The sequence below is a fragment of the Salmonella bongori NCTC 12419 genome, assembly GCF_000252995.1.
Lineage (GTDB): Bacteria > Pseudomonadota > Gammaproteobacteria > Enterobacterales > Enterobacteriaceae > Salmonella > Salmonella bongori.
In genome coordinates this window covers 714,824-731,015 of the sequence record NC_015761.1, presented here as the reverse complement: position 1 = coordinate 731,015, position 16,192 = coordinate 714,824, and the positions used below count along the sequence as shown (strand labels likewise).

14 protein-coding genes are annotated in these 16,192 nt (G+C 52.1%); 1 reads left to right on the top strand and 13 read right to left on the bottom strand.

The genetic code is table 11. From position 1 onward, the window contains the following. Nucleotides 1–19: 19 nt before the first annotated feature. The 11 genes from tolB to mngA all read right to left on the bottom strand — a co-directional run bounded on the left by tolB (nt 20) and on the right by mngA (nt 13,110). Complete coding sequence (gene tolB, locus SBG_RS03360; protein WP_015702772.1) at nt 20–1,312, bottom strand: Tol-Pal system beta propeller repeat protein TolB; 1,293 nt, start codon at nt 1,310–1,312, stop codon at nt 20–22. A 131-nt stretch (nt 1,313–1,443) separates the two neighbouring features. Further along, complete coding sequence (gene tolA / locus SBG_RS03355; protein WP_000030609.1) at nt 1,444–2,661, bottom strand: cell envelope integrity protein TolA; 1,218 nt, start codon at nt 2,659–2,661, stop codon at nt 1,444–1,446. A gap of 64 nt (nt 2,662–2,725) precedes the next feature. Further along, on the bottom strand, nt 2,726–3,154 hold the full coding sequence (gene tolR / locus SBG_RS03350; RefSeq protein WP_000124467.1) for a colicin uptake protein TolR: 429 nt from the start codon (nt 3,152–3,154) through the stop codon (nt 2,726–2,728). A gap of 3 nt (nt 3,155–3,157) precedes the next feature. Further along, nucleotides 3,158–3,850 carry a Tol-Pal system protein TolQ gene (gene tolQ / locus SBG_RS03345; RefSeq protein WP_000131317.1) on the bottom strand — a complete coding sequence of 231 codons (693 nt, stop codon included), beginning with the start codon at nt 3,848–3,850 and terminating at the stop codon, nt 3,158–3,160. Continuing rightward, on the bottom strand, nt 3,847–4,251 hold the full coding sequence (ybgC, locus tag SBG_RS03340) for a tol-pal system-associated acyl-CoA thioesterase (RefSeq protein ID WP_001046007.1): 405 nt from the start codon (nt 4,249–4,251) through the stop codon (nt 3,847–3,849). Before ybgC ends, tolQ begins: the two co-directional genes overlap by 4 nt. 272 nt (nt 4,252–4,523) lie before the next feature. Next, nucleotides 4,524–4,805, bottom strand: a complete 282-nt coding sequence (gene ybgE, locus SBG_RS03335; RefSeq protein WP_000875304.1) for a cyd operon protein YbgE — start codon at nt 4,803–4,805, stop codon at nt 4,524–4,526. 211 nt (nt 4,806–5,016) lie between these two features. After that, nucleotides 5,017–5,130, bottom strand: coding sequence for a cytochrome bd-I oxidase subunit CydX (gene cydX / locus SBG_RS03330; RefSeq protein ID WP_000270278.1), 114 nt, complete (start codon nt 5,128–5,130; stop codon nt 5,017–5,019). Nucleotides 5,131–5,144: 14 nt separating this feature from the next. Further along, on the bottom strand, nt 5,145–6,284 hold the full coding sequence (cydB, locus tag SBG_RS03325) for a cytochrome d ubiquinol oxidase subunit II (protein WP_000568260.1): 1,140 nt from the start codon (nt 6,282–6,284) through the stop codon (nt 5,145–5,147). Between the two features lie 15 nt (nt 6,285–6,299). Then, entirely contained in the window at nt 6,300–7,868 is a 1,569-nt protein-coding gene (gene cydA, locus SBG_RS03320; protein WP_000884367.1) for a cytochrome ubiquinol oxidase subunit I, read from the bottom strand. 680 nt (nt 7,869–8,548) lie between these two features. Continuing rightward, on the bottom strand, nt 8,549–11,179 hold the full coding sequence (mngB, locus tag SBG_RS03315) for a mannosylglycerate hydrolase (RefSeq protein WP_000648940.1): 2,631 nt from the start codon (nt 11,177–11,179) through the stop codon (nt 8,549–8,551). A gap of 23 nt (nt 11,180–11,202) precedes the next feature. Beyond that, nucleotides 11,203–13,110: a PTS 2-O-a-mannosyl-D-glycerate transporter subunit IIABC gene (gene mngA, locus SBG_RS03310; RefSeq protein ID WP_001054841.1), complete on the bottom strand. Its 1,908-nt coding sequence runs from the start codon at nt 13,108–13,110 to the stop codon at nt 11,203–11,205. Nucleotides 13,111–13,281: 171 nt separating this feature from the next. Here mngA and SBG_RS03305 point away from each other — a divergent pair, with 171 nt between their 5' ends. Then, complete coding sequence (locus SBG_RS03305; protein WP_000527120.1) at nt 13,282–13,998, top strand: GntR family transcriptional regulator; 717 nt, start codon at nt 13,282–13,284, stop codon at nt 13,996–13,998. 72 nt (nt 13,999–14,070) lie between these two features. On the opposite strand, the gene sucD is transcribed toward SBG_RS03305, so the two are convergent. Continuing rightward, nucleotides 14,071–14,940: a succinate--CoA ligase subunit alpha gene (sucD, locus tag SBG_RS03300; protein WP_000114550.1), complete on the bottom strand. Its 870-nt coding sequence runs from the start codon at nt 14,938–14,940 to the stop codon at nt 14,071–14,073. After that, complete coding sequence (gene sucC, locus SBG_RS03295) at nt 14,940–16,106, bottom strand: ADP-forming succinate--CoA ligase subunit beta (RefSeq protein ID WP_001048617.1); 1,167 nt, start codon at nt 16,104–16,106, stop codon at nt 14,940–14,942. Before sucC ends, sucD begins: the two co-directional genes overlap by 1 nt. Nucleotides 16,107–16,192 lie beyond the last annotated feature (86 nt).

Sequence of the window (16,192 nt, the reverse complement as noted above, 5' to 3'; positions counted from 1 at the left end):
AGTAATCAATTAATTATTATCACAGATACGGCGACCAGGCAGGTGATTTCACCTGACCATCAGTTGCCGGAAGACGCGCTTTGAAACGCCCATCTGTAGAAACCAAATTCAGCACAGATCCCATCCCCTGAGAAGAGCTGTAGATTACCATCGTGCCGTTAGGTGCCAGACTTGGCGTTTCGTCCAGGAACGTTGACGACAGAACCTGTACGCCACCCGTCACCAGATCTTGTTTGGCAATGTGCTGCTGCCCATTATTTGAGCTTACCATTACCATAAATTTACCGTCGCTGCTAACATCCGCATCCTGGTTTTGCGAACCTTCCCAGGTAATACGCTGTGCCGCACCGCCATTGATGTTCATTTTATATACCTGCGGACGTCCAGCCTGGTCAGAGGTAAAAGCCAGTGTCTGGCTGTCCGGGAACCAGGTCGGCTCCGTATTGTTGCTACGCCCATCCGTAACCTGACGAATCTGGCCGGAAGCAAGATCCATAACGTACAGATTCAGGCTACCGGTTTTCGACAATGCAAAAGCCAGTTTAGTCCCATCCGGCGAGAACGCCGGCGCGCCGTTGTGACGCGGGAAAGACGCAACCTGACGCACGGCACCGTTCGCCAGCGTCTGGATAACCAGCGCGGAGCGACCGCTTTCAAAAGTCACATATGCCAGTTTTGAACCATCCGGTGACCACGCAGGAGACATCAGCGGCTGCGGAGAACGGTGCACAACAAACTGGTTGTAACCATCGTAATCCGACACGCGCAGCTCATATGGGAACTGACCGCCGTTAGTTTGTACAACGTAGGCAATACGGGTACGGAACGCACCTTTAATACCGGTGAGTTTTTCAAAGACTTCGTCACTGGCGGTATGGCCTGCATAGCGCAACCACTGTTTATTCACTTTATAAGAATTTTGTGCCAGTACAGTACCCGGTGCGCCGCCAGTGTCAACCAGCTGATAAGCGACATTATAAGAACCGTCCGGATTCGGAGTAACCTGCCCAACAACGACGGCGTCAATACCCAGCGCAGACCATGCGGCAGGTTGCACTTCCTGAGCGGTGGCGGGCTGCTGCGGCAGTCGAGACCTGTCTAACGGGTTAAATTTACCGCTGTTGCGTAAATCTGCAGCAACGATACCGCCGATATCTTCAGGCGCGGCGCCCGGCCCGGCCCATTTAAAGGGCACAACGCCAATTGGGCGCGCCGAGTCCACCCCCTGGGTGATCTCGATACGGACTTCTGCGTGCAGCATCGCCGCCCACAGCATTAGAAAACCAAATGCTACTCGTAATGCCTGCTTCATCATATCTCCCATACCTGGGCCCAAGACCCACGATAATTTAGCAGAATGTTAACAAACTCAAATACACAAAACTACCAGAACCCTACGATGACCGAAGATTGTTTTCCCTGTCATAACGGGGAAAGTTTAGCTTACGGTTTAAAGTCCAAAGGTGCATTTTTAAACACTTCATATACCGCCTGGCTTGGTGGTTTTGGAATCTTCGCCTGTCGGGCTGCGGCAAGCGCTGCCTGACAAAGCGCAGGATCACCTCCTTCAGACTGGATATCCAACAACATGCCATCCGGGGCCAGTTTTACCCGCAATGTACAGGTTTTACCTGCATAAGACGATGCGTCGTAAAACTTACTCTCAATCGCCGATTTAATCTGGCCGGCATAGTTATTAATCTCCGCGCCTGATGCGCCATTATTTTTAGTATTACCACTCCCCGCAGGAGAAGCATTGTTGCCTTTTGCACCACCGCCGGTTTTCGGCGCATTCTTACCCGAACTGAGATCGCCAAGCAGATCATCGACACCCTCTGCAGCGGCCGCTTTTTCAGCTGCGGCTTTTTTAGCAGCCGCTTTATCCGCCGCAGCTTTTTCCGCAGCCGCTTTCTTCTCTGCCGCCTTTTTCTCTGCTGCCGCTTTATCTGCGGCAGCCTTTTTATCAGCTGCCGCTTTTTCGGCTGCGGCTTTCTTCTCCGCTTCAGCCTGGGCTTTTTTCGCTGCCTCAACTTCCGCTTTCTTCTTCGCATCCGCCGCCGCTTTCGCTGCCTCAGCCTCCGCTTTTTTCTTCGCGTCCGCCGCCGCTTTCGCTGCCTCAGCCTCCGCTTTTTTCTTCGCGTCCGCCGCCGCTTTCGCTGCCTCAGCCTCCGCTTTTTTCTTCGCGTCTGCCGCCGCTTTCGCTGCTTCGGCTTCCGCTTTTTTCTTCGCATCCGCTGCTGCTTTCTGCGCTGCTTCTTCTGCTTGTTTCTGTTGCTGCTGCGCCAGTTTTGCCGCCTCTTCGGCCTGCTTTTGTTGCTCCTGGGCCGCTAAACGTTCTTTCTCAAGTTGCTTCAGGCGCTCCTGTTCGGCAGCCTGCTTCTGCTGAAGCTCTTCTTCCTGCTGCTGTTGCAGCTTTTTACGTTCTTGTTCCGCACGTCTGGCGCTGGCCTGTTGATCCTGCTGGCGGTTGTACTGCTGTACAACCGCCCCGGGATCGACCATGACTGCATCGATGGCGGAGCCACCGCCGCCGCCGGCGGAAGCCTCTATGTGCTCATCGAACGAACTCCAGATCAGTACTGCAAATAAGATGATATGCAGCACGGCTGAAATAATTATCGCCCGTTTGAGCTTGTCGTTTTGTTCGGTTGCCTTTGACACTCTCGGTTCCCAAAAAACTGTTCGCCTGTTACTCGCTGTTTTTCAAGCCAGCGGGACGCAGACTTCAGATTGGCTGCGTCATTAAGCCAACCGATTTCACGCCCGCACTGTGTAACAAGTTCAGCGCTTTAATTATTTCATCGTACGGCACTTCTTTCGCACCGCCGATTAAAAAGACCGTTTTCGGATTGGCCTGTAGGTGACGCTTTGCCTCTGCGATGACCTGTTCGGACGGCAGTTGATCCATTCGCTCTTTATCAACCACCACGCTGTATTGCCCTACTCCGGAAACTTCGATAATGACCGGCGGATCGTCGTTGCTGCTGACCGCCTGCGACTGATTCGCATCCGGTAAATCGACCTCCACGCTCTGGGTAATGATTGGCGCTGTCGCCATAAAGATCAGCAGCAGCACCAGCAGTACGTCGAGCAACGGTACAATGTTAATTTCAGACTTGAGGTCGCGGCGACCTCGTCCACGCGATCTGGCCATGGCTTACCCCTTGTTGCTCTCGCTTACGGTAAACGCCTGACGATGCAGAATCGCAGTAAACTCTTCCATAAAGTTGTCGTAGTTCAATTCCAGCTTGTTGACGCGCTGATTCAGACGGTTATAGGCCATGACTGCCGGAATGGCGGCAAACAGACCAATCGCCGTGGCAATCAACGCTTCCGCGATACCTGGCGCAACCATTTGCAGAGTCGCTTGTTTTACTGCCCCCAGGGCAATAAACGCATGCATGATCCCCCATACGGTCCCAAACAGACCGATATAGGGACTGATAGAACCTACCGTGCCGAGAAAAGGAATATGCGTTTCCAGCGTTTCCAACTCGCGGTTCATTGAGATGCGCATCGCACGCGACGCCCCCTCTACCACCGCTTCCGGCGCATGGCTGTTGGCACGATGGAGCCGGACAAACTCTTTGAATCCGCTATAAAAGATTTGTTCCGATCCCGACAGATTATCGCGTCTGCCCTGGCTTTCCTGGTACAAACGAGAAAGTTCGATTCCAGACCAGAATTTATCTTCAAACGCTTCAGCCTCACGCGCAGCGGCGTTCAGAATGCGCGTTCGCTGGATAATGATGGCCCAGGACGCTATTGAAAAACCAATCAAAATCAACATGATAAGTTTAACCAGAAGGCTCGCCTTCAGGAACAAATCAAGGATATTCATGTCAGTCACTGCTTAAACTCCGCGACAATAGACTTAGGAAGCGCACGAGGCTTCATTTTGAGTGGATCAACGCAAACAATCAGAACCTCTGCTTCATTCAGCACCGTGTTCTCTGCGTTGACAATGCGTTGCGTGAAGACCAAAGCGGTGCCACGCATTGACGTAATTTCTGTTTGAACTTCAAGCATATCGTCGAGCCGCGCAGGCGCATAATACTCAAGCGTCATCTTGCGCACCACAAAGGCAACTCGCTCCGCCAGCAGCACCTGTTGGCTGAAGTGGTGGTGGCGCAACATTTCCGTACGCGCTCTTTCATAAAAAGCCGCATAGCTGGCGTGATACACCACACCGCCGGCGTCCGTGTCTTCGTAATAAACACGTACCGGCCACCGAAATATATACTTATTCATTCTTGTTGCCTCTTTGTTGGCTTTGCCACTCGCGCCAGTCACTTACTTTTGTAAGCTTCTGGCGAGATATGCACTCGCCGCCGCAATGCATCAAGAATGCCGTTGTATATCGCCGTGTATTCACTTTACATCCCGGTAATGCAACAAAAGTAGCGCTTTTGAACGTTGCTACTATACGCGTGGGAGTGAGGCTTGGGAATGGGGGGAAGTTAAGGGAGAGTAAAAATATATGGGCTTATGCAAGCCCCTATATTTTTAAGGAGGTTTCTTATTCACAAGAAGAAGAAAATCAGGCCGATGATGAGAACGATATCCGCAAGCAGCGGACAAAAAATCCCTTGCCAGTGAACGGATTCTGGACGAAACCCTACCCCGTGGATTATCCCTGCGCAAACCGCCCACATCAGCAATAAGCCGTGCCAGATTTCAAGCGTGCTGGTTTTAGCAGCAAAACGTGATGGGTCCCAGAACATACATCCTGCCAACACTATCGCCATCACGAAGGAAAGCGCCCTTAACGGGCGCTTGTCCATTACCGCATAAATATACTTCATCCTCTAAGCTGCCTCTTTGTTGGCTGCGGCTGTTAGTCGGCCCATCACTGGGCCTCCCCCCTACAGGGCCGCTGCAAGCAGCGTTCAAATCTGTTCCTGACAGATTTGTTACCCCAGTCACTTACTAATGTAAGCTCCTGGGGATTCGCAGCCTTGCCGCCGCGATGCAACTTAAATGATTTTGTATATTGCATAGCGACAATATGGATCATTAGCTTTCTTCCTGGCCGGTTTTACCCGCTTCAACGTGCTCAAGCGCCAGGGCGGTAATGATCCCGAATGCACAGGCAAGAAGCGTTCCCAGAATCCATGCGAAATACCACATTTTAAGCTCCTTACTTAGTACAAAGAGTGAGTGTTACTTTCAATATGTTCTTTGGTGATACGACCGAACATTTTCCAGTAACACCAGCTGGTATAGATCAGAATGATCGGTACAAATACCGCCGCGACCCAGGTCATCAGGTTCAGCGTCATCTGGCTGGATGTCGCATCCCACATGGTCAGGCTGGCATTCATCATCGTGCTGGACGGCATCACAAACGGGAACATGGCGATACCAGCGGTCAGAATAATGCAGGCCAGCGTCAGCGAAGAGAACAGGAATGCCAACGCGCCTTTCTCCATACGGGAAGTCAGAATAGTCAGCAGCGGCAGAACCACGCCCAGCGCCGGAACTAACCACAGGATCGGCGCATTATTAAAGTTCACCAGCCAGGCGCCCGCTTCACGCGTAACTTCTTTGGTCAGTGGGTTAGAAGCGGCATGAGGATCAATCACGGAGGTGACCACATAACCATCAATACCGTACATCACCCAAACACCGGCCAGCGCAAAGCACACTAATGTCACCAGCGCCGCAATCTGCGAGGTGGCGCGGGCGCGCAGGTGCAGCTCGCCCACAGTACGCATCTGCAGATAGGTTGCACCCTGAGTAATGATCATCCCGACGCTGACGATACCCGCCAGCAGACCAAACGGGTTTAGCAACTGGAAGAAGTTACCGGTGTAATACAGGCGCAGATATTCATCTACGTGGAACGGTACGCCCTGCAGCAGGTTGCCAAAGGCTACGCCAATCACCAGCGGCGGCACAAAGCTACCGATGAAAACGCCCCAGTCCCACATGTTACGCCAGCGCGGATCTTCAATCTTGGAACGGTAATCAAAACCAACCGGACGGAAGAATAAAGAGGCCAACACCAGGATCATCGCCACATAAAAGCCGGAAAACGCGGCGGCGTAAACCATCGGCCAGGCGGCAAACAGCGCACCGCCCGCAGTGATCAACCACACCTGGTTACCGTCCCAGTGCGGGGCGATGGAGTTAATCATAATTCGACGCTCGGTGTCGTTACGACCGAGGAAACGGGTGAGCATCCCCACCCCCATGTCGAAGCCATCGGTGACTGCGAAACCAATCAGCAAAATGCCAACCAGCAGCCACCAGATAAAACGTAGTACTTCATAATCGATCATTTGACGACTCCTGTCTTAGCGTGCCGGCTGAGTAGTCGCGGTGGACTGCTCAAAGTGATAGCGACCGGTTTTCAGACTGCTTGGGCCAAGGCGTGCAAATTTGAACATCAGGAACAATTCTGCCACCAGGAACAGGGTATACAGGCCGCAAATCAGGAACATGGAAAACAGTAGATCGCCAACGGTCAGCGATGAGTTCGCCACAGCTGTCGGCAGCACTTCACCAATCGCCCACGGCTGACGGCCATATTCCGCCACAAACCAGCCCGCTTCTACCGCAATCCACGGCAGTGGAATACCGTACAGCGCGGCACGCAGCAGCCATTTTTTCTCACCGATGCGGTTACGAATCACGCTCCAGAAAGAAAGCGCAATAATTGCCAGCAGCAGGAAGCCGCACGCCACCATGATACGGAACGCGAAATAGAGCGGCGCAACGCGTGGAATGGAATCTTTCGTCGCTTGCTGGATCTGCGCTTCGGTCGCGTCAGTCACATTCGGCGTATAGCGTTTCAGTAGCAGACCATAACCGAGATCTTTCTTCATACTGTTGAACTGGTCGCGAACGGCCTGGTCGGTAGAACCGGCACGCAGCTGTTCCAGCAGTGCATAGGCTTTCATCCCGTTACGAATACGCTCTTCATGCTGTACCATCAGGTCTTTCAGACCAATAACTGGCGTGTCCACGGAACGCGTAGCGATAATGCCGAGCGCATAAGGGATCTGAATTGCCAGATGGTTTTCCTGTTTATCCTGATCAGGAATACCAAACAGGGTAAAGGAGGCCGGAGCAGGCTGCGTTTCCCATTCTGCTTCAATCGCAGCGAGCTTGGTTTTCTGCACATCACCCATTTCGTAACCAGATTCATCGCCCAGTACGATAACGGACAGTACGGCAGCCATACCGAAGCTGGCGGCAATAGCAAAAGAACGCTTAGCAAAGGCGAAGTCACGGCCTTTCAGCATATAGTAAGCGCTGATACCAAGGATGAACATCGCACCAGTGACATAGCCGGACGCAACAGTATGAACAAATTTCACCTGTGCTACCGGGTTCAGCACCAGTTCAGAGAAGCTCACCATTTCCATACGCATGGTTTCGAAATTGAAATCCGCAGCGATTGGATTTTGCATCCAGCCGTTTGCCACCAGGATCCACAATGCGGAGAGGTTGGACCCCAGCGCCACCAGCCAGGTAACGCACATATGCTGGACTTTACTCAGGCGATCCCAGCCGAAGAAGAACAGACCTACAAAGGTGGATTCGAGGAAGAAGGCCATCAAACCTTCGATCGCCAACGGCGCACCGAAGATATCGCCAACGTAGTGGGAGTAGTACGACCAGTTTGTCCCGAACTGGAACTCCATGGTCAAACCGGTAGCCACACCCAGAGCAAAGTTGATACCAAACAACTTGCCCCAGAACTTAGTCATATCTTTATAAATCTGTTTGCCGGAAAGGACGTATACCGTTTCCATAATGGCCAGCAGGAACGCCATACCGAGCGTCAGCGGCACAAACAGGAAGTGGTACATCGCGGTCAAGGCAAACTGTAAGCGCGACAGTTCGACTATATCTAACATCATGACTCCTTGCTCATCGCATGAAGACTCCGAGAGTGAACCCCGTTAGAAAGGGTCACACGCATGCCCCAATATAAATTTATTTGCTGCCTTTCATCGTACTATCCCCTCGGAAAGGAAACAGTAATGATGAAAAGTTACAAACATGTTAATTAAAAACCCAAATTGATCCCGCAAATATATTACGCCGTAAAATCCCTACAATAAACAGGTTTTTATTGAATCACATTTACGTTTTTCGACGGCGATCAATTTATAGCAAAATTACCGTTTTTTGGTCATTTTGATCGAGGACAATTTAGCGCCTTTTGATGAATTTTTCCAAGGATTAAATATTGATTTAAATCAAAAAACAGACCTTGGTGTTAATCATGTTTAACAATGCCATGAATGGTGAAAATGATGTTAACAATATGTGTACATAAAGGTATTGCCAGTTATTAGAGACGACATAAAATATAAACAGAAATGATTTTAATTAACGCAGAAGGCAAACGGTATTTCACATCAGGGTAAACCATTAATGTTAGTTTCTTGCGACTATTTCCCATCCTGTTCCTGCCAGCCCGTGGAGTGACATTAAATTTACTTTTGCTATATCTTAAATTAATACCGAATAGTGATTATTTTATGAAAAAAAGGCCGCAATGTCTGCAGCCCGTTGATTCCTTAACTTGTTATCACGCTATCTGAATGCTGAAGGTGCGCGATTGCCCCGGTTTAAATGCGCCTGCAATGCGTGGCTCTTCTCCCCCATCCACTATCCGTTCATTCATGTCTGTTTCGCGGCACGTTATCATGCCGGCATTCACAGAAAGTGCAGCATCACAGGAGTGCGTGTCAGAAGGGTTAAACAAGCGGAGCACCAACTCATCCCGATCTTCTGCTTTCTTAAGGGTGCTAAGCACGCATCCCGTCGGCGAAAGGGTAAGAAGACTATAATTCTCAGGCGTGCTGAACGTGGCGCGATTAAGCTTCATCGCGTCCCAGGGGATTTTGTTGTAGCACTGTACGGGCGTTAACCATGATTTAGCCTGCTGGGCAACCCCTGCGTTTTCAGGTGCCCCACTGAAACTGAAAAGGCTGAACCGACAACTTAGCGGGCCACGCATCTGAGAGTCAGGGACCGACATTTTGATACCGGATGGCCTGCCAGGACGCAAGAGCAGATCTTCTTTGCCGAGTAATCCCACCCCACGCAACAGGGTCAATGCGAACGCCTTTTTGTCATCACCGACAACTTCAAACTCGCGAAGCCCCTCGGTGAACAGCGCAAGTCCATTACGACCTTCCTGAAGGACAGCATAGTTGAGTAAGTTCCAGACAGGGATCGGCGCTTCTTTCCAGCCCTCGGCCTGCCAGATTTCCATTGCGGCATCCCGTACCGGGCGAGTGATCGAACCAAACTGCGTATCGGCTAACACCTCTTGCGTTGTAAACGGTGTGGGGATCAAAATACGTATACGGTGGTCATCAGCCTGATTATCCAGATGCACAGTCACATCAATTCGCCTGCTGTTATGGCTTAGCGTCACCTCAATATTGGTCTGAAGATAACCATTTTGTTGATGCGCCGAGCGCTCGGCCAGGTTTGCCGGAACGGCCATACGGTGACGAATTATCGCCCTGCTCTGCCAGCCTTCACGTATCACCTCAACATCATGTTCTCCTTGCGCGGACGTGAGTCTCCACTCTTCCCTTGAAGGCGAGTAGTCATACTCATCGCCATCATCGGAGCTCTCTTCAATTTCCAGCACGCGGTCATAGATAAGTCCGGACGCTTTATCACATAGCCGCAGCGTGCCATCATTGTTGATATCAATTCGCCAGAAGGCATTTTCCAGCAGTGCTTGCGTCTGTGTCATCGGGGGGATTATTTTCCCGGCAACATGCGGTTCGATAAAGAGCGTGCAGTATCCCATCGACGGAAGGATCTGATTGAGCTGGATCTCGAACGCCATAAACGGTTCGTAATTCCCATAATGGACGATTTGCCGGTCAATTAATCCAGGATCAATCTCGCGGGCGCTACGAATGAAATACGGAATATCGTTGCCTTTATCATCACGCAGACGGAACTGGCTGGCACGCAGACGTACCGTGGTGTTAATCACCGCTTCACGCGGCCAGGACATGAGGTTAAACATCACCAACTTGTCTGCGTCGGTTTGCGGCATGTTATCGACAATCTTGCGCATATAGAAGCATATCAGGTTGTCAGCCATGTCCTCCGCCAGCGCAAACCGGGAAACAATCTCGCGATGTACCTTGTCACTACAGCAGCAACCGATGCTGTCGTGAGCGTGGTTTTTCAATATCTCTTTCCACATTTTTTCCAGTAAACCGTGGTGATATTCAAATCCTAACGTCCAGGCGAGCGACGCCAGCGGTTCGAGAAGATTGACGATTTTATTTTCAATACGGGCATGGGCAATTTTGATGTCCATTCGCGTGGAGCCAATTGTGCGATGCACACGCATGTACTTCCCGTCAAGAAACTCCCCTTTCAGCGTCGTCAGTTCATCCCGGTGGGCGTCGATGTAATCGAACACCTCCTCAAACCGGCTCATCACAAACTTACGTTGCGGATAGATTTCACGAAGCTTATCCATCACCGCAAAAATGTTCTGCTGCAGCGGCATCTGGTCATGGCCGTTGGGCAGCAAAATCTCTTTGGTGATGGAAGCACTCTCCAGTACGTCGAAATAGCTATCGAGGCGTTTACGCAGTCCTGCCTCATCCTCCGGTAAGTACTTACCAATCGCGTAGCCCAGCGGTAGCACCTGGGCCGTGACTTCACTGCCGTCCTTACTCTGCCAAAGAAACTCGGTTTTATCGGTACCGTGTCGTTCGGAGCAGCCACGCCAGAACATCGTTCGTGTAATACCAAAGCCGTTATAGATGTGTGGAAGCTGCGCGGACATCCCAAAGGAATCCGGCAGATAGCCAATTTTCATGGGTTCACCAAAGGCCATACAGTCGCGAATGCCGTACATCAAATTACGCACAATCGACTCGCCGGAGACAATTGTCGTATCAGTCTGGGTATACCAGGGCCCGATAATCAGCTTTCCGGCTTCCACCAGCGTCTTTACGCGCGGCCTGTTTTCCGGTTTCACGGTAAAATAATCTTCCAGCACCGCCGTCTGACCATCGAGAACGTAGTATTTATACGTTTCGTCCTGCTCAAGACGGGTAAGGATCTCCTCCATATTATTGACCAGGAGAATTCGTGACGCTTCGGTGGTGAAGTACCACTCACGGTCCCAGTGCATATGCGGCGTAATATGAACGCGAGATACAGCTTTCATCTTCGTTTCCTGTGTATGAGTATTTATGGCGTGACGTCTTCAATAATGTACTTACCGTGCCCAACGGCATGGCGTCGCCAGAGAAGTAAAATCACTGTGGAGATGGCGGTGCCTATCAACGCTGCGCCAAACCAGCCAGCTGCCGCAGTCACGCCATTCATCCCGGCAGGATGCAATAAAAAGAGGGAGAAAATGCCAGCCCCTGGCGTGGACAACCCAATTCCCATCGCGCCGACAATCGCTCCTGTGGCCATAGAGCCAAGGACAAACGAGCCTATCACCCGCAGCGGATCTTCTATCGCCATCGGGATAGCCCCTTCGGTAATGCCCGCCAGACCAAGCAGCCACGTAGATTTGCCAGTCTCAATCTCAAACGGTTTGAAAAGGTGTGGCGCGAGCATCGTTGAGGCGGTCACAGTAAAGGCTGACACCATTTTTACAGAAGCGAAGATGGCATAGGGCCCATAGACACCGTTGGCCATTGCACCCAGACAGAACGCATACGACGCTTTATTGACTGGCCCTCCCAAATCGAAAGAGCACATAAAACCAAGAAGCGTTCCGAGCAACAACGCGTTCGCTCCTGACAGCCCGTTCAGCCAGGCGGTGAGAGAGTTATTCAGCCACGCCACCGGTTCGCCAATGACAAACAGCATCAGGCTGCCCGCCCCCAACACGCCGATGACAGGATAGAGATAATAAGTTAAAAAACCGTTGTAACGATTGCTGAGACGAATATGGTTTTTCACCCAACGCATCAGATAACCTGCAATCAGGCCGCCCGCGACAGCCCCCAGGAAACCGGAGCCGATCATGTTGGCGGCAAGACCAGCCGCAAAGCCCGGAGCAAGCGCAGGCTTATCCGCCAGCGACCAGGCGGTATAGGCGGAAAGTACCGGCACCATCAAAATACCGAGCATACCGCCGCCCAGTTTCCGGTACATCCACAACCACGAATTCTCCTGGTCGAACAGATACTGCAGACCGAACATTTGCGCCAACAGCACTGCCACGGCCAGCACCGTCCCCCCGGCGACAATCAATGGCACTGTAAAGGAGATACCGCTGAGAAGTGCCTGCTTTAGCTCCGTCTTTACGCTCTTTTTTTCAGCCTGTACCGGCTGCGTCCCTGATGAGGGCGATAATGCCAGCGCACGCACAATTAAATGTTCGGCATGACGTAACGGTTCCGCAACCGGCACTGAAATGGCCGGAATTCCCGCGAAACGCTCGCTTTCTTTGATTGCCACCTCGGCGGCGAAGATGCACGCTTTCGCCGCCTGTAACTGTTGAGGAGTAATGCGATCTTCAATACCGTTCGCCCCCTGTTTTTCAACCACCACGTTAATGCCAAGCTTACGCCCGGCTTTTTCCAGATATTCAGCCGCCATATAGGTATGGGCAATCCCGGCTGGACACGCGGTGACGCAAACGACGGTTGGCACATCGACCAATGTGACAACCTCGTCTTCCTGAGGAGCCTCCTCCAGAGCAGCAAGCAGGGCTTCCGCTGAGCTTGCCGCCATCACGCGTGCCCGGAGAACATCGTCCGCCAGGCGAGACGTCAACGTTGTCAGTACCTGGATATGCGTGGTTCCCGCTTCAGCAGGCGGGATGGCAAGCAGGAAGATCAGCTCAACGTTTTCCGGCCCGTCCACGCCCTCCCACGCCAGCGGTTCGCTGAGAGTTGCAACCGCGAAAGCCGCTTCTTTCACCACGACTGTTTTGCCATGGGGGACAGCCAGCCCTTCGCCAAGCGCAGTGGGACCGAGCGACTCGCGACGAAAGACTTCCGACAAAAATGTGTCGCCATCTGAAATTTTGCCAAGCGCCACCAGACGCATTGTAAGCTGGCGAATGGCCTCATCACGGCTGGTATAACGCGCCTGCACACAGACAGCACTGGCGTGGGTCAGAGTCGTCAGGTTCATGAAGATCCCCACAAATAAGTTGTTATTGTCTGGCAGCGATTGTGACAGGCGAAAAGATACCTTTATGTGATCATTTTCACTAAATTCCATTATTTGTATTTATGTTGTATTATTTACAAATTCAGCGCTAAAGGCATAATGCCGTCAAAAGGTATTAGAAAGGCAGACGTCATGGGTAACAAACCGATGTACCGGCAGATAGCCGATGCGCTTCGCGAGAAAATTAATGCGGGTGAGTTAAAACCCGGTGACGCGTTACCGACGGAATCCAGTCTTCAGGAGGCGTTTGGCGTAAGCCGCGTAACGGTAAGGCAGGCGCTCAAACGGCTTACCGAAGAGCAGATCGTCGAGAGCATTCAGGGCAGTGGCACCTATGTTAAAGAAGAGCGCGTCAATTACGATATCTACCAACTCACTGGCTTTTACGAGAAACTGGCTGACCGAAACGTTGATGCCCATAGCGACGTAAAAACGTTCGAGGTCGTGAAAGCTGGCGCGAAGCTGGCCGAAATGCTAAACATCCCCCCTGAAGACAACGTCTGGCACGTCAAACGCGTACGCTTTATCAAGCAAAAACCGGTGAATCTGGAAGAGACCTGGATGCCGTTGACCATGTTCCCAGACCTGACATGGGAGGTGATGGAGAAGTCGAAGTATCACTATATTGAGCAGATCAAAAAGATGGTGATCGATCGCAGCGAACAGGAGTTAGTCCCCGTCATGGCTTCAGAAGAGGCGATCGCCGCGCTGGCGCTGGATCCAGGCAAACCGGTACTGGAAAAGGTGTCTCGCGGATTTCTGAAAGATGGTCGGCCATTCGAATACAGCCGTAACGTGTTCAACTGTGACGACTATAAGTTCACCCTCATCGCCAAACGCAGGCAATAAAAAAGGCCACCTTAAAGGTGGCCAACCATGTCGAAAACGGACATTTATCTGTTCACACAGGAACAGAGAGTTTTACTTTATAATCGCTTTCAGCGCTTCGCCGATATCGGCGAGGCTACGAACGGTTTTGACGCCTGCGGCTTCCAGCGCGGCGAATTTCTCATCCGCAGTGCCTTTACCACCGGCAATAATGGCACCCGCATGGCCCATACGCTTGCCTTTCGGCGCGGTCACACCGGCGATGTAACCCACAACCGGCTTAGTCACATGATCTTTAATATACGCCGCCGCTTCTTCTTCCGCGCTACCGCCGATTTCACCGATCATCACGATCGCTTCGGTCTGCGGATCTTCCTGGAACAATTTCAGGATGTCGATGAAGTTAGAGCCAGGGATGGGGTCACCGCCGATGCCGACACAGGTAGACTGGCCGAAACCGTAATCGGTGGTCTGCTTAACCGCTTCATAGGTCAGCGTACCAGAGCGGGAGACAATTCCCACTTTTCCTGGTTTGTGAATATGGCCCGGCATGATGCCGATTTTACATTCACCCGGGGTGATAACACCTGGACAGTTCGGACCAATCATGCGCACACCCGCTTCATCCAGTTTCACTTTCACGGTCAGCATGTCCAGCGTCGGGATACCTTCAGTGATGGTGATAATCAGTTTGATGCCCGCGTCGATGGCTTCCAGAATAGAGTCTTTGCAAAACGGCGCCGGTACGTAGATAACTGACGCCGTCGCGCCCGTCGCCTCTACCGCTTCACGTACAGTGTTGAATACCGGCAGCCCCAGATGGGTAGTGCCGCCTTTGCCCGGCGTCACGCCTCCCACCATCTGCGTACCATACGCAATCGCCTGCTCGGAGTGGAATGTCCCCTGGCTACCGGTAAAGCCCTGGCAGATAACTTTAGTGTTTTTATCGATTAAAACGGACATTATTTCCCCTCCACTGCGGCAACAACCTGCTGAGCTGCATCCGTCAGACTTTTCGCTGCAATAATATTCAGGCCGCTGTCAGCCAGTTTTTTCGCGCCAAGTTCGGCGTTGTTGCCTTCCAGACGCACCACCACAGGCACGTTAACCCCCACTTCTTCCACCGCGCCGATAATGCCATCGGCGATCAGGTCGCAGCGCACGATGCCGCCGAAAATGTTCACCAGAACGGCTTTAACGTTATCGTCAGAGAGAATAATTTTAAACGCTTCGGTGACGCGCTCTTTGGTCGCACCGCCGCCCACATCGAGGAAGTTCGCTGGTTCGCCGCCGTGCAGCTTAACGATGTCCATCGTCCCCATCGCCAGGCCTGCGCCGTTTACCATACAGCCGATGTTACCGTCCAGCGCCACGTAGTTAAGTTCCCACTGTGCCGCCTGCGCTTCACGCGGGTCTTCCTGCGACTGGTCGCGCATTTCGCGCAGATCCGGCTGGCGGAACAACGCGTTGCCGTCAGCGCCCAACTTGCCGTCGAGACAGATAAGATCGCCCTGCTTAGTAATCACCAGCGGGTTGATTTCGATAAGCGCCAGGTCGCGCTCCAGGAAGATGGTCGCCAAGCCCATGAAGATTTTGGTGAACTGCTGAACCAGTTTGCCTTCCAGACCCAATTTGAATGCCAGTTCGCGTCCCTGATACGGCATCGGGCCGGTTAGCGGATCGAGCGCCACTTTATGGATCAGGTGTGGAGTTTCTTCCGCCACTTTTTCGATTTCCACACCACCTTCGGTAGAAGCCATAAAGACCACGCGACGGGAGCTACGGTCAACCACCGCGCCAAGATACAGCTCTTTATCGATATCGGTCGCTGCTTCGACCAGAATCTGATTTACCGGTTGACCATTGGCGTCGGTTTGATAAGTTACCAGACGTTTGCCCAGCCAGTTCTCCGCAAAGGCGCGAATATCTTCTTTGCTGTTTACCACCTTCACACCGCCCGCTTTGCCGCGGCCACCAGCGTGAACCTGACATTTCACTACCCACGGGCCGGCGCCGATTTTAGACGCGGCTTCTTCGGCCTGGCGCGGAGTAGTACAGGCATAACCCACCGGCGCCGGTAAGCCATAGCGGGCAAAAAGTTGTTTTGCCTGATATTCATGTAAGTTCATGTGTTCTGTCCATCCTTCAGGTAATCGTTATCTTTAAACCCGTAGACCAGCGCGGTATGTTTGCCGGATGGCGCTACGCTTATCCG